Raw genomic sequence first — 23,616 nt, forward strand, 5'->3', positions numbered from 1 at the left:
GTGTGCCGGGTCCTCTGATACACGAGGGCTCCTGCAGAGGCGCGGGTAGGCGGTCCACCCCGCGTCCGTCCGTTGCGATCATGCTACGTCGAGACGCGGTCAGCGGCAGTGGGTTGGTAAACGAAGAGTCGCTGGGGCGGCGGCGATGTTGGTGTAGCCAGCCAGCAGGACGAGGACGATCGCGGTGTGTGCCCCAGGGCGGCCATGACCGGTGGTCCGGTGCCGGACCGGATCGATGAGTGGCCTCCACCGAGGCACACCGCGAACCCCGGGCAGGCGCTTCGACCGGGATGCATAGGATGAAGTGACCCCCGTCAGGCGGACGCCTCGTTCTGTGTCGTGAGCATCTTCTCGAAGTCGGCCGGGCTGAGGTTGTCCAGTCGGCTGTGCCGGCGGCGCGGGTTGTAGAAGCCCTCGATGTAGCTGAAGACCTCCATCTCCAGCTCGTGGCGGGTCGGCCAGGGCCGCCGGTAGACCAGTTCGGTCTTCAGCGTGGCGAAGAAGGACTCGGCCATCGCGTTGTCGAACGCCGAGCCGACCCGGCCCATCGAGGCCAGCAGACCCGAGGTGCGCAGCGTCTTGCCGAACTCACAGGACGTGTACTGGCTGCCGCGGTCGGAGTGGTGCACCAACCCCGGTGCGGGCTGGCGGGTGAACAGGGCCATGCCGACAGCGTCGAGGACCAGCTCAGTGCGCAGGTGGTCGGCCATCGCCCAGCCCACGACCCGCCGAGTGCAGGCGTCGACCACCACTGCCAGATAGAGGAAGCCCTCCCAGGTGCGCAGGGAGGTGATGTCGGCGACCCACAGCTGATCGGGTACCGGCGCGGTGAACCTCCGCTCGACCAGGTCCGCGGCGGTCGCAGTCGAGCGTGTACGGCGGCCGTACTTGCCGCGGCGGCGCCGGTGGATGCCCTCAATACCGCCGATGCGCATGAGCCGGGCGACCCGCTTGCGGTTCCACCGGTGCCCGCGATCGCGGATCTCGGCGGTCAGCCGGCGGGCGCCATAGACCCGGCGGTGCTCGAGCCAGGCCTCGCGGGCGGCCTCGATGGCATATGCCTCCTCGAGCTCGGCCGCGGTCGGGCCACCGCCACGGGCGGCCCAGTCATAGAACGCAGTCTTGCTCACGCCCAGCACCCGGCAGAGACGGCGCACGCCGTAAGTCGTCTTCTCCGCGGCGATGAAGCCGAAGACCGCGCCCCGGCTCACCGCCCCGTCTCCCGCGCGAAGAAGACCGCGGCTTTTTTCAGGATCGCTTTCTCGAGTTCCAGCTCGGCCACCCGACGCCGCAGCCGAGCCAGCTCGGCCCGCTCATCACCGCTGACCGGACCGCCGGGCGTGGCCCGCTCCCGCTTGAGCGCGCCCACCCAGTTCCGCAGCGTCTCGTGATTGACATCGAGTTCCCCGGCGACATCGCGGACGCCGCGACCGCCGTCGACCACGAGCATCGCCGCCTGCCGACGGAACTCCTCGGAGTACTTGCTGACCCTCCCCAACCGGGGCCTCCTCCCTGGCTACTGCCAAGTCTGGAGGTGTCCGGCCCACGGGGGTCACTTCAAGGACAACAGACCAAGGACGTCAGACGGCGCGGGGGCAGTCCCTTGAACCGACCGACTCATGCACCGCTAGTAAACTCCATGGGTAAATCGATGGGCTGCCGAATCCCTCACACTACTCGCCGGAACTATCAGTCATCCAGGGCCAGGCAGGTGCAGCACGTAGCTGACCAAGACATCCTGACTTACCCGCATCTGCATTCGGGCGCGGGCACCCGAACCGATGGTGCCGACATCAAGCGTCTTGACCCTAACACCGTCCAATGTCTGCGATTGCCTGTCGAAGCCGAGAAAGCCAAATCCGTAACGAACCTTTATGTTCGCGCCTGTCGGACGATCGAAGACGCCTTGAGCAGAGCCGCCGGGTCCCCAGAACGTCTCAAGTGTCCGCCAGCCACCCGCCTCAACCAATCGTTCTCTTGGCAACGTTGCCACGGTATCCACCTCTCAAGAACTCCTGTTGACAGGGATGTGAGCTCTCCCACCTCGCGGGCAGACATGGCATCAACCACACCGTCCGGAAGTATCGCAACGGGGCCTCCCTGCACACCATCGGCGCGGGCCTGGAGGCCGACGGGGTCATCACCGACCGGGGCCGGTGCCGAGTGGCACGCCAGCGCCGTGAAGACCGTCCTGCAGTCGCAAGACGTGGCGAAGGCTTTCCGCCAGAGAGAACCGCGACAGCGAATCACCGGATGTAAGCCCATTCGACGCGGTACGAGTAGTCGTCGTCGAAGTCCCTGTCGGCGTACATCACGGTAAGTCTGCCCTCGCTCTCGGAGAGGACTGCACCGATGTCGCGGATGTGGTGATCTGCGTTTGCAAAATTAAGTTCCCAACCTGTGAGCATTCGTTCTGCTCCATCTGGGATTGGGAGTGGCTCATCGTGAGGCTGGACACCGCCAGTGCTTGTGCCCCTTGCAATACCCGTATCGTAATCTGAGCCCTCTATTAAGCCCGCTGTTGGTATGGCGATGAAATCAATCAGGTAGCCGAAGGTGTCGTCTGATTTCTTGTCGGAAAGTCTTGTATGCAGTGTGTCGCCTCCTCGGAACCACACGCCGATCCGGTCCACGTGGTGGTCGCCACCACTAAAAAACAACTTGAATCCCGTCAAAACAAGCAGCTGATTTCCACCTGAGGTGACTTCGGATGGTAGGCGTCGTTCGCAGCTGCCTACACATCCTAGGTCGCGTATCTGGAACCTCCTGGCGCCGGGGATGGTTAGCAGTGAGTGCGAGACTAGGTATCGGAACCGCTCCCCGCTCGGACTCTCGTCTTGCATCGAAACCCGCATGCGACCGTTCCGAAGATTCGATGGATCTAGATCCGCGTTGGGACTAAGGTCTCTTGACCGGCCGCCCACCAGTAGCTGAATCAGGGACAAGTGGCGGTCTGCGGACGTATCGTATACAAATCGAAATCCTCTCAGTGCTGGCATTGCGCCAATGTTGAGTACTGTAAATTGTTGGCCATCCTGGTCGAAAGGAAAGGCGAAACCCTCGAAGGTTGGCATCTTGATCTCCTTAACTTGAGTGAGCGATGTCCCAACTCGCGCATCGCCGTGGCGGCCGTTCCTCGCGAGCCTCATGCGCGCGAGGAACGAGAGCGGCACTCGTCTACTGACGGCGCTGTGACGGGCCGGTGGACAGTGGGTAGCCCGCCGACCGGGACCCGGAGGCTAGATGCAGGCGCGTCACCGGAACGTCACCGGCACTTTCAGCCTCGGGCGGTCATGACGCTCCGAGGTCGTCGGGTCCTGGGCCGATGCCGATCCGGCGTCGAGTGGGCGATGCGGGGATGGACCGATCAGCTTCTGAGGATCGAGGCGCTGCTGCGAAAGGCGGGACCCGCCAGGATCGGATGTCAAGTTCCCGGGCAGCGGTCTAGGGGACGGTCGCGCCGTCGTAGTCCGCACAGGGTCCGCAGATGGTCCGCAGGATGCCCGTATCCGGCCATCGAGAGCCAACCACCTCCCTCACCCATAAGCGCAGCTCAAAGCACTGGTTCAGGTGATCCGGGCAGGTCAGCGGCTTACCCCTCAATCATGTCGGGGATGAACCTTATTGGCACCTGATGTTCGCCAGCGGTCCGCAGCTTGCCGACCGGAACGACGACCTAGCTGAGCGCGTCGAAGGCGGTCAAGAGGGAGTCTCCGCAGCAAGGCAGGACCCAGTCAGATCGTGGGTAGTTGGACCCAGACCAGCGCCGCCAGGAAGCTCTAGGAGAGCCAACGCGGGGCGCGGCTGGGGATGCCGACCGATGTGGGCTCGGGCTGTCGCTCTGATAGCGGTCGGATCAGCAAAGGATCATCAAGGGCGAGTGTGGCAGGAACGGTCCATAGTGGAGGCCGGTATTGGACAGGCCCGTTGCCGTCATGCTCTAGGTGTACCCGGCCAGGACGTTGGTGACAGGCGTCGGGGCTTGAACGAAGGAGAACCTCCGAGTGGGGTGTGGCTTGTCGAAGGCCCAGTCCCTGCTCGGAGGTTCTCGTGTCCCACGCTAATGCCCGCACCACCGTTCATGGCCGGCAGTTGATCGTCCAGCGGTATCAGGCAGGCTGGAAGAAGGCGCACATCGCTGCGGCGATGGGGATCTCCCGTAAGTGCGTGCGGACCTGGATCGACCGCTACGCCGCCGAGGGCCAGGCGGGCCTGCAGGACCGGTCCAGCCGCCCGCGTACCAGCCCGCGGCGAACGGCGGCCGAGGTGGAGGACCGCATCGTTGAGCTTCGGGGGCGCGAGCGTCGGGGGCCGGCCTTCATCGGCGCCGAGCTGGGGGTGCCGGCCCGCACGGTGTCGCGGGTGCTGGTCCGCCGCGGGCAGCCCCGGCTGGCCGCGCTGGATCCGATGACCGGGCAGGTGATCCGCGCCTCGAAGACCACCGCGATCCGCTATGAGCGGTCCCGGCCCGGCGAGCTGGTGCACATGGACGTCAAGAAGCTGGCCCGCATCCCCGTCGGCGGTGGCTGGCGGGCGCACGGGCGCGCCGCTGGCAGCACCAGCCGGGACCGGGCAACCCGGGTCGGCTTCGACTACGTGCACTCACTCGTCGATGACCACTCCCGGCTGGCCTACTCCGAAATCCTCCCCGACGAGAAGGGACCCACCTGCGCGGCGTTCCTCGCCCGCGCCGCGGCTTACTTCGCCGCCCACGGCATTCCGCTCATCGAGCGGGTGATGACCGACAACGCCTGGGCCTACCGGTGGTCCCTGCGCGAGGTCATCACCGCCCTCGGCGCCCGGCAGAAGTTCATCCGCCCGCACTGCCCGTGGCAGAACGGCAAGGTCGAACGCCTCAACCGCACCCTGGTCACCGAATGGGCCTACCGGCAGGTCTTCACCAGCAACGACCAGCGCGCCGCCGCCCTCGCTCCCTGGCTCGAGCACTACAACACTCGACGCCGTCACAGTGCAATCGGCGGCCATCCTCCGATCAGTCGCCTGGCACCAACCTGATGGCCGGGTACATCTAGGGTCGAGGGTCTGCGGACTCTTGACGACTGGGGGGTGCTCTGGATGGACGACAAGCACACAGGCACACGTGCACAACAACCAGGCGCACCTGACAACCACACTGAAGAGGAGGCCAAAAACCCGGCAGGCGCGCCCGACGGTTCCTCAACCGATTATGGGGTAAGAAGGGGCGCATTGCGGAAGTCCCTACACGACGACCTAGTCGGCTGGGTAGCCCTGGCGTTTTCAGTACTAGGACTCGTTGGCACCAACCTCTGGCTAGGCATCCAATGGAACACCCAGAGAGAGCAGTTGGCAATTCAACGCGAGAACTTGGCGCGGGCTCAGGAGCAGTTCGAGTTGGAAGGGGGAAGCCTGAAGCTGGATCCCTATGTTGACGCACTGGACCGTGAGACTCTCACCTGGACTTCCTGGTCAACTCCTGAAGGCTTCCCCTTCGCGGACGCCAGATTGACATATGAGGACTTCGACAAGTCTTTCATCTATGTGGTCATCACAACCACGAATATCGGCCGAACGGACACTAGCATCTCGGGGGCAGGAGTCGTGCTCGACGGCCGTGGGAGTCGAACGACGGGTGATGTGTACTGTGAATCAACTCCGCCAGACGATCCAGGATTGCAGCCCTGCGAGTTCCCCTTAGCTATCGACGCGCAGACTTCGGTGCTACTTTTCATACCCATTGACCCCTCGTCCGAGGGTCTGGCGTGCAACGATTACGTCGAGTCCCAGGGCCTCATAGCGGCTGTTGAGCGGATTGACGGAATCATTCGTCGGGAGCCGACTACAACTAGGGTGCCCTTTTCCAATGATTGCCCAGGCCCTGCCGTTGCTCCTCCAAGTTAGCAGCCGGCACTTGCCTGATCAATTGGCGCTGGATGCCTTGCTGAGCGGCAAATGAGCAGGTTGGAGCCTAATTTAGGCGCCGCGGTCAAAGAGCATGGGCCCCGCAGATGGGGGCACCAATCAATAGCAACTTTCGTCCACACGGACCCCACATTTCACCTAAGCTGCCACGCTCGCAGGGCGAGGGAGGGGTGGGCCGGAGGCCGATCCCGAAGGGACGTGAAGCGCCCTTCCCGCGACCGAGGTAGCCGGCACGCTGATCGGGTGGGTGAGGGCCATCAATTTTGCCAGTGGGGCCGACGAACGAGCGGGACGGGGGCCCGAAGCCAGTTCGCGAGACGGCCGATCGCCGTTGCGCCTTCACCGGAGACCTGTCGCCAGTCCCCATCCAGTCCCCAAGACGCTCAGCGAGAGCCGTCCACCTCCAGTCCTGGCCAACGGAGAAGTACAGGTCAGCCGTAATGTCCATGAGGAGTCACGGGTAGCCAATCACGCGGGGTCGCCACGTTCTCCGGCACCGCGCGATAGGCCCAGGTCGCCGGGTTGTTGTGCTGAGCTTGGGTGACCATGCGGGCTGGCGAGCGAGGCTAGGGAGGGGCGACCTCGCTGGGCCCACCTAGGTCGACCCACCGCATGCGGAGAGCTCGAGCAGCAACATACCCCGCCACCCGGTTACGAGGGCCTGGCAGGGAGGAACGAATGTGACGTCGAGCAGCCCGCCGCCCGTTGCGATCTCCTGCACGAGCGTGCCCGGGGGTCGCCAGAGGCAGAGGGATCCGTCGCCGCCGATGGAGAGCCCGAGATCATGGCCGTCCAGGCGGCCCATCGCTACCCCGAACACCGCTGATCCGTGCCCAGTGACCGGTGCGCCGAGTGGCTGCCACTCGGCCAGGTCCCACCACCGTACGGCGCCGTTCGCATCACCTGTGAGGGCGATCGGGACCCCATCGCCTTCGGTGGCGGCCAGGCACCAGACCTCGGCGTCGTGAGCCGCCACGGGAGCCCGAAGGGGCTCTCCGTCGGCCGCTCGCCAGGGCCGCAGTGTGCCATCGGCGCCGGCGGAGACGAGGACGTCGATGCCGCCCAGGTGGGTGGCCAGCAGTGCCAGGACGGAGCGCTGCCCGGAGCAAATGGGGTCGCCGACCTCCTCCCAGGTCTGGAGGTTCCACCGGTGGATGAGGCCGTCGTTGCCGCCGGCCGCCGCGACGGGGCTGCCGTCGATCGTGCCGAGCGCGACGGCGTTGACCCACCCCGGCTTGGTCAGGGTTGAGCCCACTGCAGAGCCCGACTCCAGGTCCCACAGTCGCACCGTGCCGTCGCCTCCGGCCGAGGCCACCACCGGCCGCCCGGCGAGCGTCCCCGTCACCATCGCGTTCACCCAGTCGCCGTGGCCGGGCACGGCGTTGCCCACCGGTTCCCCGGTGCGGAGGTTCCACCGCCTCAAGACGTGGTCCGCTCCGCCGGACAAGGCCCACGTCTCCGCCCCCACCCGTCCCGCAGCGACGGCCGAGACGCCACCGGCGTGCGCGGGCGCGGCGGTGTCGGCGGTTGTCGGCGGCGCCGTCCTCCAGCGGCGGATGGTCCCATCGGCACTCGCGCTCACGATGGCGAGCTCGCCGTCGACGGTGGCGGTCCGCACCGCGGTGACGGTGCCGTCATGACTCATGAGCGGATCCCCGACGGTCCTCCCTTCCACCACGTCCCAGCAGCGCACGTACGTGTCCGCGCTCCCCGAGACCACAAGTGCATGCCCGTCGACCTCGCCGAGGGCGACCGACGTGACCTCGGCGTCGTGCACGGTCACCGGCCTGCCGACCTGACGGCCGTCGCGGGGATCCCACATCCGCCAACTCCAGTCGACGGCTCCAGACACGACGGTCTCCCCACCGTCGGCCACCCCGACGGCGAGCGCGTTGACCCGCCCCTCCTGACCGCGCGCGGGCGGCCCGACCGGCGATCCGTCGGCCAGGTCCCAGCGGCGGACGGTGCCGTCATCGCCAGCGGAGACGACCAGCGTGCGCCCCGGCACGTCGGCCACGGTCAGAGCGGTCACCCGGCCCTCGTGGCCCCACATGGGTGGGCCGACCGGCGAACCGTCCCCCAGGTCCCAGCGGCGGATGCTGCCGTCATCGCCGGCGGAGACGACCAGCACTTGCCTGGGAACCTCGCCCACGGTCAGGGCGTTGACCCGACCCTCGTGGCCGCGCATCGGCTCACCGACGGGGATCACGTCGGCAAGATCCCAGCGCTGGAGCCCACCGTCCTTGTCCGCCGAGACTATGAGGGCCCGCCCGTCCGCCGTTCCGGCCACCACCGCCCGCACCGGTGCGGTGTCCCCGGGCAGCGACTCCCCTGCGGGAACCCCGTCGACGAGATCCCAGCAGCGCACCGTCGCGTCCTCGCCGCCGGTGATCACGACCACGCGCGACTCGAACACGGTCAGCGCCATCGCCGTGACGGCCCCGTCGTGCCGCCCCACCAGCCCGTAGTCCTGGGCCGGCTGCCAACGGGCCCACGGAACGTGCCAGGACTGCCCGAGTGGAAGCCTGGCCAGGCGCCGGGCCAAGTTCTCGTGTCCGGTGCAGCGGGCGGTCAGTTCCAGCACCGCAGCGTTGTCGGCATACGCCCCGCCCCTCAACCTGTGCGCTGCGCGGCGGTAGACATGGGCTGCCGAGAGGGCGTCGTCCTCCCCGGCTGCTGGCAGGACCTCGGTGAGGCGTCGCGGTGATGCGACCACTAGGAACAGCGGGTCCGTCAGCAGGCCATCCAGCAACCCGGATCGCGCAGCGTGCACCGCGAGGTAGGAGCGGACGTACGGGTTGGCTCTTCGCCAGTTCGGTCCCTGCGCCCCGTTCGCCCGGGGGACGCCGCCCATCAGCGTCGCCGTGATCCGCCGGTCCGCGTCGACGCCGCGTGACTGGTCCCGGAGATGCTCCGCGAGGGCGGCGTGGTATAGACGGTAGACTGAGCGCTCATCCGCCGTGGACTCGACGATGTAGGCCCCCGCTCGGTCCAGGAGCCACCGCACGTCGCTATCGGTGTACCCGACCCCGGAGAGTGCGGACGCGAGCGGCGCCCAGATGTTCTCCCAGGGAAGCCCGGATCCCGCCGCGTACGCCAGCGGCTGCAGGAGGTCGCGAACCCGCTGCTCGTCGGCGCCGAATCGTTCGAGGTACTCGTCCAGCGCGTCTCCGACGGTGGCGGGGAACCTCGTCCGCCAGCCGCGACGACCGATGTCCACCGCGTCTCTCGCATCGACCAGCGAGCGGCTCACGATGCGAGCGATGAGGAAGCTCGGATAGGCCCGCGCCGCAACTGCCTCGGCCACCTGGCGGGCGAGTCGGGGCTTGTCCCGGTACGGGCTGTGTCCGGTGATCCCGGTCCCGCCACCGAGGATCTTGGCTGAGTACTCGGCGAGGTCAGCCGTGGACAGGTAGCGAGGATCGTCGAGGTCCATCACATCGGTCCGGGTGCCGAGTGAGGGCAGTACCTCTCGACGAGTGCCGACGAGGACGTTAAGACCGGGGATCCGGGCGGCGGACAGGGGCGCTAGCAGGCGCCGCGCGATGTCCCTGGGCGCGATCGCCTCGTCGAGCGAGTCGAGGACGATGGTGAGCCTGGTGCGCTGCACGGAGGCGAGGGAGGCGAGGAACGTCGCCGGCTCGGCGAAGTCGATTCCGAGGGTTTCGGCAAGCACGCCGATGACGTCCGCCAGCGTCCTGTCCCGCGCGATCACGGCGACGTCGATCGACTCCGGCGGCGGAGTGGTATCGGGATCACCCAGCTGCTCGCGGGGGACCCGACTGCGGTATCCGGGGTCGGACAGGGTGACCAGTCGCGCCAGCAGGGCGGACTTGCCGGAGCCGGGGCCTCCTGTCACCACCTTGATCCGACCATCGCCTCCCTCGGCGAGCCAGGAGACGAGCTCACGCAGCGCAACGCGCCGGCCGGTGAAATACCACCCCTTGTCGCCCTCGACCTCGACGCCGCGGGAGCGCGGTCCCCAATGGCTCAGGACGTCCCCCTGGTCGAGCAGGCTCCGTTGCGTCTCGACATCGAGGCCCGAGGGGAGGTCGGGCCGGTAGCGCGGATTGGGCAGGAGTGGGGAGGTTCCGCTGCTGTCGCCCATGGCAGCTCGAGCGTGCTGGTGGGGCCATGAGCGCTGCAGTTGCTCGTTGACGTCGGCGATGACCGAGTTGGGGTCCAGGAACCGCTGGTAGGCCATCCCGTGGCGGGGGTTCTCGACCGCCTCGACGAGGCAGGGGACGAATGCGCCCTGCTGCGCCTCCTCCTTCGGTCTAGCAGCCGCCACGAACCACAGCCCGGAGCCAGCCGATCCCTGCACGTACCTGGACGAACTGACGGACCGGAGCACCGCCAGCAGGTCGTAGGTACCGGCTCCCGCATAGCAGGTGTCGATGATGACGAGCGCGTGCTGGATCGCGGTTGCGCCGAGCATGCGGACCAGGTCCTCGGTGGGGAGTGCAGTGCCGACCATGTTGCGCTCGGAGGAGTCGCGCGTGAGCAGGTAGTGGCGTCCGTCCGGTCCGTAGGCTCCGTGCCCGGAGTAGTACACGACGACGAGGTCGCCGGGTCGCCGGTCGTCGTCGGTCAGCCATCCGCTGAGCTCCGACCTGAACTGTCCGCTCGTCGGGTCACTCGCAAGATCCGGGAGGACGCACTCGTAGTGCAGCCGCTGTTCGAACAATTGCCGCACCTGCGCGAGGTCCGTGACGACGGAGGGAAGGCCCGCGTCGTCGCCGAGGCGGTCGTACCGGGCCGTGCCGGCTGCAATCAGGAATCGGCGGAATCCCGCCGTGTCATGACCGGACGCCGGCGGCGATGGCACGCCCCGCCTCCTGCGCGGTCAGGTACGGGACGATGTCGTGCGCGGTGGCGCCGTTGTATATAAGTACGTCCTGAACACGCGGGCCGAATTGTGGAGCCAACTGCTTGCGCAGGGCCACGACGTCGCCGCCGTCGGCGATGTTGGTCCAGGTGTTCATGGACCCGGGCCAGACTCCTCGACCGTCCACCGGCCTCGGCGTCAACCTGTCGAAGACGACGTTGGGGATGCCGAGGGGAGACCCGAGGGTGACCAGGGCCCGGACGCTCCACCCGGGGTTTGCACACAGTGCCTCGTAGGCGACGACCGAACCCAGCGAGTGACCCACGAGCACCTTGGTGTCGGCGGTGACGGCGGAGGCGACTCGCTCGAGAACTCTCGCCTTAATGCTCGGCTCGGTGAGGAACGAACGAACCTGCTTGAGGTCGGCGACAAGCGCTCGCTCGGCCATGCCGGCGAAGAATTTCGACGAACTCAACGCGTTGAGGGCACGCTGCACCCATGAGGGCGTGCGAGCCTTGGTGTCGGCGTCGGGTCCGGGGACGCCTTCGGTTCGTGCCGCTTCAGCCCACCACTCCGCGAGAAGGTCCTTTTCGACGCCGTCCTCCACGTCACTGGCTTCGTATGGCGGGTCACCGGCAGGCTTTCCTCCCGCGGGCCGAAAGATGTCCCCGTAGAAAGCGATGGCCAGGTCGAAGTCGTCCGCGATCCGCGACGCGGTCCGACCGACTCCGTCCCGCAGGGCCGGCAGCCAGGTCTCGCGCAGCACTCGTTCACCCTTGAGTTGCTGGCCGATCCCGTGGATCCCCACAACTGTTGCCATTGCGCCCTCCGGAGCAAACGGGCCGCTGGTCCTCGCGGGACGAGGCTAGCTGTCACCGGAGCGGTGCCCAAGATGCTCTGGACGACCCTTGACGCCCAGGGCGGCCGTGTCAAGCTCAGGGCGTCGAGACGTCGCCCCCCGCAAGGGCTTATGCGCGAAGCGCACGATGACGGCGAGCTCACGGCGGCTTACGACGACGAGGACTACTGGCAGCCCTACGGCGAGGGCGAACGCATAGGCGGCATGGGTGCATCGTTCGGAGTTGAGCCGGGGAGTTGGCGCCCTGCTGGCACTCCCTTGATGTCCCGTTCTTCGTCAAAGGCTCCAGCCTTGAGCTCGGCGGTGCACGCCGCTTCATTATCCGTCTCCTCACCCCTTACTAGTGGCAGACGAGGACTGCAACGGGACAAATGAAGGCGGTGCCCCCTCGAACTACCGGCCACACGCCATTCATCTGATGGGAACCTCAGCTTTGGGCCGCTGACCGCGCGCACCTTACGTATCCGGAACGGCTGAGGAGAGATGATAGACTTGCTGATAGCAGTAAAACCGCGCGAACCGTAGTGAATTTGTCGAGGGCGGCTTTCTCGCGGATGCCTTCGTAGTGCTGGGCATCGGCCACCGCTGCCGGCCGATCGCCTCGTCCACCGAGAGGGCCGCCGAGCGCGTCCGCACATCACGCTGCATCCACAGCTCGACGTTCCCGGGCGCAGCCACGCCAGCCCGTCCTTGCTCAGCGGCCCGAGCCGTCGTCCCGCTGCCGTCGCGTTGCGGCAACCCAATTGCCCAGCGTGCCCTCGTTGACCCCAAGTCCCGGGCCACCTGCGCATCGGCTTGCCGATCTTGAACAACAGCCAGACCGCGCCGGACTTGAAGTTCTCGTCGAACTCTTGGTACCGCCGCACCATCGCCCCTTCTCAAGAGGCGCAACTTCTCCCCGCTACGAGGGAAGCCCAGGAGCAGACGACCGTCGTAACGATGCGTGATGCCCGCTGCGCGTCGAGACCTTAGTCGAAGACCCGAGTTTTCGACGGCCTACGCTCTCGACTGACCTGCGTCGACGCACGTGAGCACAGCGGACAGTGCGTGAGCACTCATACCAATGGGATTGCAGGGTGGATGACGTCAGGCGACCGCGGTGATGTAGGCAAGTTCTGGGTCGCCGAAGAAGCCGCGGACGATGTGCGGCAGGCGCTGCAGCCGGCGTAGCCGGGCGGTGATGACCGCCTTCATTTGCTCGAGCCCCTTGGGAGCCGCCGGCGCTACCCCGTCGTGCTTGAGGTTCTTCCACACCCATTCGTCCGGATTGAGCTGCGGGGAGTACGCCGGCAGTCGGTGCAGCCGCAGGGCGCCGTGGGTGGAGGCGACGAACCGGTCGACGGTCTTCGCGCGGTGCACCGGGTGGTTGTCGACGGTGCAGAACACCGGTCCGGTACCGGCGCGCTGGGCGTCGTGGATCAGCCGCTGGAGGAAGGCGATGAACCGGGCGCCGGTCAGCGTGCCGGGCAGCACCGAGAACCGCAGTGCGCCCTTCGCGCTGATTGCCGAGATCATGTTCAGCCCGAACCGGGCGCCGGTAGTGCGCACCGTTGGCGTCTTGGCGACCGGGGCCCAGGTGGTGCCGGCGTGATAGTCGCTGCGCACGCCGGCCTCGTCGATGAAGTAGACCGTGCCGCCGGCGGCCTTGGCCTGCGCGGCGATCTTCGGATACTCGACCTCCTTCCACCGGGCCACCGCGGCCGCGTCGGCCTGCTCGGCGCGCCAGAGCGGACGCTGGGCGGAGAAGCCCAGGCCGTGCAGGGTGCGCCCGACGCTGGCCACGGTCAACGGCACGCCGAACCGCGCCTCGATCAGCTGCCGGACGATCTCGCGGGTCCATAGCGCGACCGCAAATCCGTGATCTCGCGGATCGGTGGTGATTATCAGATCGGCCAGCTCGCGCAGCTAGGTGTCGGACAGCTTGCGCCGCGGGCCCGGCGCCGATCGCGACAGCAACGCCTGGCGACCGCCCGTCCGGGCCTTGGCCAGCCAGGTGTAGATCGTCTTGGGATGGATGCCCACCGCGGTCAGCCCGGCGCCCACCTCGGCCGCCGGCACGCCCCGGGCCACCTGATCGACCGCCCGCAGCCGCAGCACCTCAAGGGTGTGGTGGTCCAGCTTCCGGCCGTCGTCCTCGCGCATGGTCCATCGTCATCCGCATCGAATCGCCGGTCAACCAAGCAGCAATCGGCTTAGTAATCCCTGGGTCGTGGGTTCGAGCCCCACCCGCCCCACCGTGAAGCGTTGAGCTCGGCAAACGCAGCACGAAGCAGCTGACAGAATTCCGCACGAGCCCACCGAGCCAGCCCAGTGGCCTCGGTCGGCTCGTGCGGAGCTTCTGCGTGACCGCTTTAGGTGACACGCCTCATCCGCCGCTCGAGGCGGATTGGTCCGCTACCAGGGTTTCGGAAGTGGTTGGCGACCACGGGGTCACTGTCGCCGAGTACATGGACTCATACCACCAACGGCCGCACGACGAGATCAGTCTCGTCCCGTCCGCCAAATATGAGGACCTCTACTGCCGTCACAACGCGCCCCGGCCTCACCGAAGGCTCTTTCCCAGTATCGAAGCCAGGCTATTGCCGCCAGGTGCCTCCGCGGCGCGAGTTTCGGCGGCGCATGGGAGATGTCGTCCCCAACAGCCCGTAGGGTTCGGGCTACCTGTTCGGTCAGGATCGGTGCTCCACGGGCGTTGAAGGCGCTCCGCCGCATTGACGTAGCGGTGACGCCGCTACATCAGGATGGGCCACCTCCCGAGGGAGGGACCATGGCCAAGCGTCTGGTGACTGTGCGACGACACCCGCAATACGCCGGACCAGGCGGCGGAGGGAAACCCCTTCCCGACCGCCGTGACTAGGGCGGCCTAGGAGGTGGCGATCAAGGGCGATGACGGCTTGGAGCAGCGCGTAGACCGCGTGGGCGGCGTCGGCACCGCATGCCGTGAGCGGATCCGTGGTGGCGCGTTTGGATCAGACTTCCCGCAACATGAAGGAGGTCTACCGGACCATCGCCGACAACTACGATCCGGGCGACGAGTCCTGCCCAGTCCCCACCGCGGGCGGGGTTGTCGGTCATGGCGTCATCACCCTGATTGCGGGAAATGCCCGTGGTCATGAGCGGCAGGACGACCCGCGACGTACCCGCCCTAACCAAAGATCTGGCCACAGCCCTGGGATGCCCCGAGCAAGCAGTCATCCGTTGGCGAGACGATGAGCGCCCGAGGGAACGAGGGATCAACGACTCCCGCTCCCCTGTCGAGCCGGCTGAAGGTCGCTCCGACATGGCAGGCGTCGGTGTTCGCCACTGCCGTGTTGGTCGGAATCTTCAGCATTGCGGCCTACTGAGGTTTTCTCACGAGGATCTGCCGTACGCGGACGGCTATAGGAGGCATCACTGCAGGTCAGGCGCATGTGCCAGCGGAGGTGTCAAGTGCCACGTGGCGGGACCCGCACCGAGTAGCCGTGATCGAAGTCGCCAACGACTGGTCACAGCCCTGACCAGCGGCGCCGACCGCACCCTTCGAGCTGGTGCGGATTGCTGGTGAGAAAACCTCACTCTCTGACGACGCCCTCGGAAGTCCGCCCGCGCGTACTAGGCATGCTGTTTGTGTTCGGAGTTGCCGCAGTGGTGCTCGGCAGGCTGCCAGGGTTCCTGTTCGGTGTCCCTCGCACAGCGACAGCCATGTACGACACTGGCCATGGTGCTGCCAGCAGCAACCCCGAGCCCACGGTAACGCCCGGAAAGAGCTGCCGAACACCAACCTGGAATAGGTGTCAAATTGGCTGACGAAGGTTCTCATCGGAGTTGCCCTGGGACAACTTGGCAACATAGGACCTGCCGCGAGGCGGCTTTTTAATGGGATGTCCGAAGAACTGGGATCGCCGAGCCTTCTCCCGCATTCGTCGGTGCGCTCGTCATATATGGCGCGGCGTTGGGCTTCATGTACGGATGGCTCGCGGCGCGCGTCTGGATCGCCTGGACCATAGCAGCGCTGGACGGAGGCGACTCCCACTGAACCCAATAACTGCTCATCTTCGACGCTTCTTTTGACTCTCGCTGAGATGCTCGCACTCCCGTCGCCGGGCCGCTGTGCAGGCGACGGCTTCAGTTCTAATGCCCCACCGCGTCGACCTCCCTGGGGACCAGCCGAGCGCCGCTGCTCACCCAGCCAATCGAGCGCCGACCGACACAGCCGCCATCACTGCACTACGCCCCGAAGCCCGCTCGAGATGTGCGAAGCCTCCCGATAGTCTCGATGATTGTCCCACCCGCTACTTGGACGGCAAGGGACCATGCGATGAGTTGGACGTAGTCCGCGGCATCGCCTTCAAACGAGGTGTTGTCGATGAATTCCGACTGAAACCCCACGAAAGTAACGATCGAGGCGACAAAGAAGAGGGTTAGCCACCAAGCGTTGTCCAGAAGCCACAGGCTTGGCCGACGGCGGTCACGCCTTCTCAATTCCCGTCGGGTTGCAGCCGGCTGCCGGTCGGACGCTTTGGTCTGGCTGTCGTGGCCGGCAGTCTCAGCGATGTCCGAGGACGTTACTGTTCCGCTGATTCCGGCCCATGAGGCCTGCCTTGACGCGTCGGCCGGTTGTCCATCAACCTTCGACATGTCAGCCAAGACCTGACCGATCGTCTGACCCTTAGCCAGTCGGTCGATCCAGCTTTCGAGCTGCTTAGCCGGCAGACTCTCCGGCCCCTGGTTCGCGGCCTGACGCAGGACATTTGCGAGTCTGCCGGCAAATCGTCGCACCGTGAGCAGTTCCTGCAGGACGGTGTCGGGCTCCTTCCACGGCCACGGTCGTGCCCGCACGTCATCCAGGAATTCCGCCTCGGCCACAAGCGCTGCATCAGCAAATTGGAGGCGAGGATCGGCCTTCATGATGCGACGTTGGGTGTCCATCCCCTCTCGAAGCGCTTCTGCGGCGTCGGCGAAGATTAGGAGACTGTCCTGGTGGTCATGCAATTGTTGAACGGGTTCGCCAGCTTCTTCGAGGCTGTACGAGGCGATGTAGCCTTGAGCCTCGTCGAGCCGGTTCTTCGCGGTGGTCGGAAGGACTTCTCGGTGCGGGAGCAGACGGCTCCACACCCCCCGCTGCCTGCGCCGCAATGCCGCAAGCGGCGAGAAGGTGTCCTCTAGCCACTTGACTAGTGTTCCGGCGAGGGCCCCGACCGCCAACGCGGTCCCGGCCTTCCATGCCACGACGCCGCTTCGTGAGAGAAGGGTCGCGGTGACCGGCAACGTGATGGCAGGTCCCACGCTCCGGTCAATCACCACCTGGCCCTCGTAGACTCCAGGCCCGATGTCGTTGGGGGTGGTCGGGTTGGCGTTCACGTTCACCACCAGGCCGGATCTCCCCACGTTGCTGGCGGAGACGCCGAACTGGGCGGCGGGAAACTGATTGCCGGCTCCGCTGATAAGATCACCGCGGAGAGCTGCGGAGAGGATTTCGGGCCGTGGGACATCGCTCCCCTCGTCCGAGCACTCAGCAGAGTCCCGCAACTGCTCGGACTCACACAGGTCCAGCCGCAGCGTCCTGCTGATCGCCTCCCGGCTCAGGCCAAAGCTGAGCTGTAGCCCCTGATCGAAGCTGGCGACGGTCGTAGACGGTCGGGCTTCCGCGCGGATCAGGAGGGTAACCACGCCCCCAAGGACCACGATCCCGAGCATGAACAGCAGCGTGCGTGTCACCGCACCACTGTTCGACTGGCGCGTCATGTGGACCTCCCCACACGCAGCCGACGGCGTCAGGCAAAGACTGGCGACATGTGAGCTGGGCCGAGCGAGACGACACCACTGTGGCCCTCTGACCTCGGGCGTTGGTGGCTACCCGGTGGCTCCACGCCGCGTATTCGTCAGATCGAGCATGCTTCGTCGACGTCACCGCGCCATCACGGTTCTATCACGGGGAGTTCCGAGCAGTCGCAGGACGGGTCGGGCGCGTAGTGGGAGCGATGGTCATGACTAGTAACGGGACGGACGGTTGATCGTCCGCAGAGCTCGCCGCGGCGGCGGCTGCGAACCCGAGCCTGTAACTCCTGGTGGCAGCCAGTCCCGTCGTCGACTCACGACTGAGAACAAGTAGGGCCGCCCCATTGGCCGCCCCTTCCCCAGGGCGTTACGTGTCGGCCATCGAACACCCGAGTACTCGATGACCCATGCTCCCGCATGACCTGCGTCGACCCAGGTCGGCACAGCGCATGGCGCGTGAGCACTCATAATCCCTGGGTCGTGGGTTCGAGCCCCACCCGCCCCACCGATGAAGTTCCAGGTCAGCGGCTTGCGTCGTGATCGTCGATCTTGGCGATAGGGCCCCGTGCCCACACGGTGCCCACACTACGTACCGTGACGTCTCGTGACTGACGCCTGGTGGGCGGCGTCCATGCGTTCCGCGAGGGCGCCCAGGTCGTCGTCGAAGAGCCCGGCGTAGACGTCGAGGGTCATCGCTGCCGAAGCATGGCCGAGCATCCGCTGGACCGCCTTGACGTTCGCGCCACTGGTCACCAGCAGGCTCGCGGCGGTGTGCCGGAGGTCGTGCGGGGTGAGGTCTTCCAGCCCGGCGGTCTTGGCCGCCGGATCGAAGAACCGCCGTCGGAAGTTGCCCGAGCGCAGCACCGCGCCGCCCGGCGAGGTCAGGACGAGGTCGTCCCGGCCCTTGCCCTCGCAGCGGCGGGACAACGGCTCGACGAGGACGGCCGGAATCGGCACGGTGCGCTGCTGGTGCGTCTTGGGTGTGCCGTACTCGACGGTGCCGCCGACCTCAGTGGCGCTCTCGGCGACGGTGAGCCGCTTGCGCAGGAAGTCGACCCGGCGGACCCGCAGGGCGGCCATCTCGCCGAACCGGAGCCCGGTGTAAGCCAGCAGCCGGACGACGTCGCCGTACTCCCCCGCTGCGTCCGCCAGCCGCTCGACCTCCCCCCGGGTGAGGAAGCGGGGCTCGGTGCGCCGAGCTCTGGGCAGCGGGACGCCAGCGGCCGGGTTGCGCGGGATGCGCCCGTCACGGACGGCGAGGGTCAGGATGAGCGCGAGCACGCGGTGCGCCTGCCGCACCGTTGCAGGCGCGAGGCCGCTGGCGACGAGCTGGGCCACCCAGGCGGCGACCTCGGCGTGGGTGATGTCGGCGAGCCGGTGCCGGCCCCAGCGCGGTAGGAGCTGGGCCCGCAGCAGCGACCGGTAGCGGTAGAGCGTGCTGGGTTTGAGGCCCGTCTGCGCGGCCAGCCACTGCTCCGCCCAGGCTTGGACCGTGACCCGGCCCCGCTCCGGCGCCGTCCAGGTCTGCGTGACGATCGCCGAGGTCTGCTCGTCGAGCCAGCGCTGGGCGTCGACCCTGCGCTTGAACCGCTTCTCGTGCTGTCGGCCGCCGGCGTCGCGGTACCGCGATCGGTAGCGCTTGCTGCCGTCGCTGAGCACGTCCATGGTGATGGTCCCTGCCATCAGGCGACCGTGCCCACGACTGGTCCCCGGGTCAACGCCGTCCTGCCGTCCTGGGGAGGAAGCGGCGCACCGGTGGACGGGTCGGTCACCGACGGTCGACGGTCTCGGCGCGCTGCTGCGTGATCCAGTCGTGGAGGTCGTCGCGGCGGTAGAGGACGCGGCGGCCCAGCCGGAAGCTGCGCGGGCCGGTGCCCAGGTGTCGCCAGTAGCGCAGGGTGGCGACGGGGGCGCGCACGAGCTCGGCGGCCTCGGTGATGGTGAGCAGCTCGGGCTCGCGGCCGGTGGCGGGCTGGGTCATGGCGGACTCCGGATCCGATCGGCTGGTGTGGGCCGTACGCCTGGAGAAGGCGCCTTCTCGGGGCGATTGGTGACAGCTCACGGCCAAGTTCTTCCGACCGTCTCCAGTCCTCCTCCGGTAGTCCTCCACTACTTCTCGTGTGGAGCTCGCGTCCCGTTACTGGAGACTCGCGGTCACCGTCCGAGGGACGGGCCGGCATCCCGACGACCGGCGGCTACCTCGTGGTGCCGCGGCTGCGGGCTACCGAACCCTGCCGCGGGAGCGACCGGCCGCCGGGGGCTCGACTGGGACTGCAGGCGGTCGGCGTCTCGGGCTACGCGCCAGGTGTCCCGCTCTGCGCCAAGCCGGTCGGCCGACTGGGCGGCCAGGGCCGGATCGGCCTCCAGCTGGGCGATGCGCACCCGTGCTGCGGCCAGCCCACGCTGGTCGGCGGCGATGTCGCGGTCGAGGTCGGCCAGCCTGGCCGCGGGATCCGGGGTGCGGCCGACCGCGCCGAACCGGCCCAGCTCCTCCTCGCCCCGGCGGCCCGCCTCGGCCAGCGCGTGTCGCGCCCGTTCGTGCTCGTGCCGAGCGGCGTCGGCGGCCGCGCGCAGGACGGCGTATTCGGGATGGGCATCTTCGGCAGTGCGCCGGGCGGCAGCGTCAAACGCGGCGGCCAGCGCCGCCCGGTCGTCGGACCCGTCGGCGAACCGGGCAAGCCTGCCGGCGTCGGTGGGCAGCTGCGACAGGTGGGGACGCCACCGGTCGGCCCAGTCGATGAGTTGCCCTGCGGCGTGGGTGACGGCGGCTCGCCGCCATCGCAGCCGGCCGGGGCCATCGAGCACGGCCCGAGCCGCAGCCCGGGCTCCCCTCCGTTCGCTGTCCCAGCGACGGAGTAGCTCATCGCGGATGCGCTCCGCCTGCGCCATGACGGCTGAGCCATTGACGTCGAACCGCTGCATGGCTTGTGCGGCGGCGCGGGACGACGTCCGGCACCGCCCCTCGAGGGCTGCGAGCTGGTCGGCGTGGCCGACCTGCAGCACGACGACCTCGCACAGCCGGTCGCGCATTGGTTGCAACAGAGCGAGCAGGTCCAGGCAGCGCTGCTCTTCCGTCCACGCCTGGTGCAGGTCGGCCAGGACCTGCTCGAGTGGGCGGGGTGCGGCGTAGTGCGCGGCCTCGGCGGCGGCGAGCTCGGCGGCGTGGCCGGGGCCGAGGTCGGCTCGGTCGCGGCCGAACACGGCGATCCACTGCTCGCGCGCCTCGGTCAAGTCGACGGCGATCAGGTGGGCGGTGTTGGCGGTGCGGCCGCGGGTCATCCCGACGTAGGCCGACGCCGCGCCGGTGTGCTCACTGATCACCACGTGCGCCGCCGACACGGTGTCGCCCTGCACCGCGTGCGCGGTGCTGGCGTAGGCCAGCTCCACGTGGGCGGTGACGTAGCCGGCAGGCAGCACCCGCTGCCCCGCTGTCGCAGGGGTGACGGCGTCGGGGGTGACGTCAGCAGGAGCGGCGTCGGCCGGGGTGACAACGACGTCGCCGAGGCGGCCGACGGCGGTGACGGTCCAGGTATCGCGGTTGGCCACCCCGAGGGCGCGGTCGTTGCGGCGGGTGGCGATCCGGTCGCCGGCGCTGATGCGCTGCCCGGCGCGGGTGGTGACCGCGGCGCGGTCGTCGACGCGGCCCTCGGCGACCAGCCGGGCGCGAATGGCGGCGCTCAGCTCGGCGGCCTGCTCGCGGGTGTCCACCACCACCGCCACGCGCACGCCGTCGCGGTGATGGGCAGCAGCCAGGTCGGCCAGCGCCTGCTGCAGCGCGCCGGCATCAGGGTGCAGCCGGATCTGATCGCAGCCCACGAGGGCGTCGAACACCATGCCGGGGTCCTCGCCGGTGCGCATGGTCAGGGTCAGGCCGGCGTACTCGCTATCCGCGGTCGCGTGACCGGTTTGGTCGGTGCGGGTGAAGCGGTGCACCTCGTCGAGGGTCAGATCCCCGGGCGGGTCGACTGCACGGACGGCGAGGTCCAGCACGCCGCCGCGGCCGACAGCGGCCAGCTGGTGGCGGTCGCCGAGCAGCGCGACGCGGGCTCCGCTCTCGTCGGCGATGGTGAGCAGGGCGCAGGCGGTGTCCTGGTCGAGCATGCCTGCCTCGTCGACCAGCAGCAGATCCCCAGCGCGCAGCCGCTCTGCCTCTCGTGACCCGGCATGCACCTTTCCGGTGCGAGGGTCGGCGTCACCCACGGCCAGCCGGGTCCAGGCGCCGTCGTCGTCCCAGCGCCAGCCGTGGTGGTAGGCCAGCCACGCCGCTGACCCGGTGGCGGTGCCGAGCTCCGCGGCGGCGACCTTGGCGGCCTTGAGCGTCGGGGTCACCACCGTCAGTCGGTGGCTCTGCGCTTCGAGGAGGTCGCGGGCGGCGGTCAGCAGGGTGGTCTTGCCGGCGCCGGCCGCGCCCTCGATCACGAGCAGCGGCCGGTCACCGGCCAGTGCGGCGGCCGCGGCTGCCTGGCCGGGATCCAGCCGCGTGAGCGCGGCCAGCGGCAACTCAGGCCGCGGCCGTGGATCGGCCGGCGAAGCAGCGCTGCGGGCGGCGAGCCGACTGGTGAGGTCGGCTTCCACGTCGAGCACCGGCTGGGAGGTCCACGTCCGGATGTGCTCCGGAACTCCCTCCCGGTCCAACAGCGGTACACACCGCGCCATCGTGCGTGCGGTCAGGTCCTCGGCCAGCTCCATCCGAACCCCGGCGTCGACGACGATGCCCGCGGCGGCGATCAGCTGCTCGACCTCGCCGCGGACGTCGGCGGCGTTCCACGCCGAGCGGCCGGCGGCCAGCCGGGTCAGCACTGTCCCCACGGCGGCCTCCCGGTCGAGGGTGCCCACCGGTGTCGTCGCCACGTCCACAGGGTGGTTGCGGTCGCGGTAGCCCAGGGCGGTGAGCTCGCCGACCCACCGGGCGGTGAGGTCCGCACCGGGTTGCGGAGTGACCTTGTCCGGGCGGCCCTTGGCCCACGCCCGCGCATGCCAGGCCCGCCGCAGCGCCGGGCCCGGCGTCTGACCGGGGTGTGCTGCGGTCCACTCTCGTTCGTAGCGGTCCAGGTTGTGCCCGATCTGCGCCGCCCGGGCGCTGAACGCGCCCACGTGCTCTGCCAGCTGCCGTATCTCTCCCGTGCCGTCCAGGGTGTAGCCGTGCGCGGCCAGCGCGGCTCGGAACCGCGGATCGCTGACCACCGCGGCATGCCCGATGCCGTTGATCGCCGCCAGCGAGTCGCGCACGCCCACGGTGTGCAGCCCCCGCCATCTGCCGGCGGCGAAGACGCGGGCGTTGATCTGCAGGTGCAGATGCCGGTGCGGATCCCCGGCGCGGGAGGTGTGGTGGCGCACGGTCACCGCCTCCAGGACCTCCACCGGAAGTTGCACCTGCCCGCCGCGCGGGCCGACCCGGGTGGTGGCGTGCTGTGAGAGCCAGCCGATGATCTGGGTCGCGGCGCGGTCCTGGGCGGCGTCGTAGCCGGCGGCAATGTCGGGGTGCAGGGCGGCGGCCAGCGACCAGGATTTCGGGCCGTTGACCACCACCTCGACGAACCGCACCGCGCGGCCGTCGGTCCGCAGCCGACCGCGCGCGGTTCCGGTGTCGGGGTCCAGGCCGGCCACCCACGCCTCGTAGCGATCCCCGGCCAGCGCAGCGAGCTCCTGCACCCGCCCGCCGCCGGCGGTGTAGCGGCGCGCGATCCCGCTGCCCTCGGTCAGGTAGTAGTCATCGGCCCGGCCCCGGCCTGCCTCCAGGTAGTGCCGGGCCGCCGAAGGAGCACCGGCGTAAACCTTTATTCCGCCGTGCATTCTCAACGCCACCCAACAATGACCAACACGTCACCCCCAGAAACGGCAGTGGGCCCCGAGAAGCGGGGCCCACACTACCCGTATTGGTAGCATGCGTGCCGTTCTTTGGTGAAGTACTAAGCGTACATACGAGAAGACTCGAGTGGCGGCCCTGCGACGTTGAGGCGTCTCATCGTTGATGATCTGCGGTTGCCATTTACGCCAAGTCGGACGCCTTTTCCCAGATGCAGATGCGGATGACGATCAGCTCCGCGGTGCACCGGTCCGCGTCACGCCACCCTAGACACGGCGGCGTGGATGTCGAGCGGCGGCCGGCGCCGAGGCTGAGGCCGGCACGCCAGGTCTGTTCCGGTCGTCCTCCCCGTGCCGGGAGGTCCACCGGGGGGCTTGCGGGACCGCGGACTAGGGGGAACTGCTCTGTCCTGCAGCTCTCCCGGTCGGGTTCCTGTCCGTACGCAGCGTCTGCTTGGCGTGGTGG

Annotated in this window: 14 protein-coding genes; 2 read left to right on the top strand and 12 right to left on the bottom strand. The window is 68.1% G+C overall.

What is annotated here, in order from left to right; genetic code table 11:
* Positions 1-314 precede the first annotated feature (314 nt).
* The 4 genes from ACWIZO_RS24870 to ACWIZO_RS24885 form a co-directional block, all read right to left on the bottom strand.
* Entirely contained in the window at positions 315-1,211 is an 897-nt protein-coding gene (locus ACWIZO_RS24870) for an IS3 family transposase (RefSeq protein WP_448640255.1), read from the bottom strand.
* On the bottom strand, positions 1,208-1,498 hold the full coding sequence (locus tag ACWIZO_RS24875) for a transposase (protein WP_448640256.1): 291 nt from the start codon (positions 1,496-1,498) through the stop codon (positions 1,208-1,210). Before ACWIZO_RS24875 ends, ACWIZO_RS24870 begins: the two co-directional genes overlap by 4 nt.
* Before the next feature lie 195 nt (positions 1,499-1,693).
* Positions 1,694-2,002: a hypothetical protein gene (locus ACWIZO_RS24880; protein ID WP_448640257.1), complete on the bottom strand. Its 309-nt coding sequence runs from the start codon at positions 2,000-2,002 to the stop codon at positions 1,694-1,696.
* A 244-nt stretch (positions 2,003-2,246) separates the two neighbouring features.
* Entirely contained in the window at positions 2,247-3,074 is an 828-nt protein-coding gene (locus tag ACWIZO_RS24885; protein ID WP_448640258.1) for a hypothetical protein, read from the bottom strand.
* 976 nt (positions 3,075-4,050) lie between these two features.
* Here ACWIZO_RS24885 and ACWIZO_RS24890 point away from each other — a divergent pair.
* Positions 4,051-5,016 carry an IS481 family transposase gene (locus ACWIZO_RS24890; protein WP_448640259.1) on the top strand — a complete coding sequence of 322 codons (966 nt, stop codon included), beginning with the start codon at positions 4,051-4,053 and terminating at the stop codon, positions 5,014-5,016.
* A 60-nt stretch (positions 5,017-5,076) separates the two neighbouring features.
* Positions 5,077-5,880 carry a hypothetical protein gene (locus ACWIZO_RS24895; protein ID WP_448640260.1) on the top strand — a complete coding sequence of 268 codons (804 nt, stop codon included), beginning with the start codon at positions 5,077-5,079 and terminating at the stop codon, positions 5,878-5,880.
* Between the two features lie 616 nt (positions 5,881-6,496).
* On the opposite strand, the gene ACWIZO_RS24900 is transcribed toward ACWIZO_RS24895, so the two are convergent.
* The 8 genes from ACWIZO_RS24900 to mobF form a co-directional block, all read right to left on the bottom strand.
* Complete coding sequence (locus ACWIZO_RS24900; RefSeq protein WP_448640261.1) at positions 6,497-10,729, bottom strand: caspase family protein; 4,233 nt, start codon at positions 10,727-10,729, stop codon at positions 6,497-6,499.
* On the bottom strand, positions 10,701-11,549 hold the full coding sequence (locus ACWIZO_RS24905) for a hypothetical protein (RefSeq protein WP_448640262.1): 849 nt from the start codon (positions 11,547-11,549) through the stop codon (positions 10,701-10,703). The genes ACWIZO_RS24900 and ACWIZO_RS24905 overlap by 29 nt, the downstream gene beginning before the upstream one ends.
* A 1,125-nt stretch (positions 11,550-12,674) precedes the next feature.
* A complete protein-coding gene (locus tag ACWIZO_RS24910; protein WP_448643001.1) occupies positions 12,675-13,493 on the bottom strand; it encodes an IS630 family transposase in 819 nt (272 codons plus the stop codon).
* A complete protein-coding gene (locus ACWIZO_RS24915; RefSeq protein ID WP_448640263.1) occupies positions 13,494-13,730 on the bottom strand; it encodes a helix-turn-helix domain-containing protein in 237 nt (78 codons plus the stop codon).
* 2,064 nt (positions 13,731-15,794) lie between these two features.
* Positions 15,795-17,312: a hypothetical protein gene (locus ACWIZO_RS24920; RefSeq protein ID WP_448640264.1), complete on the bottom strand. Its 1,518-nt coding sequence runs from the start codon at positions 17,310-17,312 to the stop codon at positions 15,795-15,797.
* Between the two features lie 618 nt (positions 17,313-17,930).
* Positions 17,931-19,028 (bottom strand): tyrosine-type recombinase/integrase, encoded by a 1,098-nt coding sequence (locus ACWIZO_RS24925; RefSeq protein WP_448640265.1) that lies wholly within the window; start codon positions 19,026-19,028, stop codon positions 17,931-17,933.
* 85 nt (positions 19,029-19,113) lie between these two features.
* The gene (locus tag ACWIZO_RS24930; RefSeq protein WP_448640266.1) at positions 19,114-19,326 is read right to left on the bottom strand and encodes a helix-turn-helix transcriptional regulator; all 213 of its coding nucleotides are present in this window, start codon (positions 19,324-19,326) and stop codon (positions 19,114-19,116) included.
* A 173-nt stretch (positions 19,327-19,499) separates the two neighbouring features.
* Positions 19,500-23,138 carry a MobF family relaxase gene (gene mobF / locus ACWIZO_RS24935; protein WP_448643002.1) on the bottom strand — a complete coding sequence of 1,213 codons (3,639 nt, stop codon included), beginning with the start codon at positions 23,136-23,138 and terminating at the stop codon, positions 19,500-19,502.
* Between the last annotated feature and the right edge of the window lie 478 nt (positions 23,139-23,616).

Source organism: Geodermatophilus sp. URMC 63 (assembly GCF_053502565.1).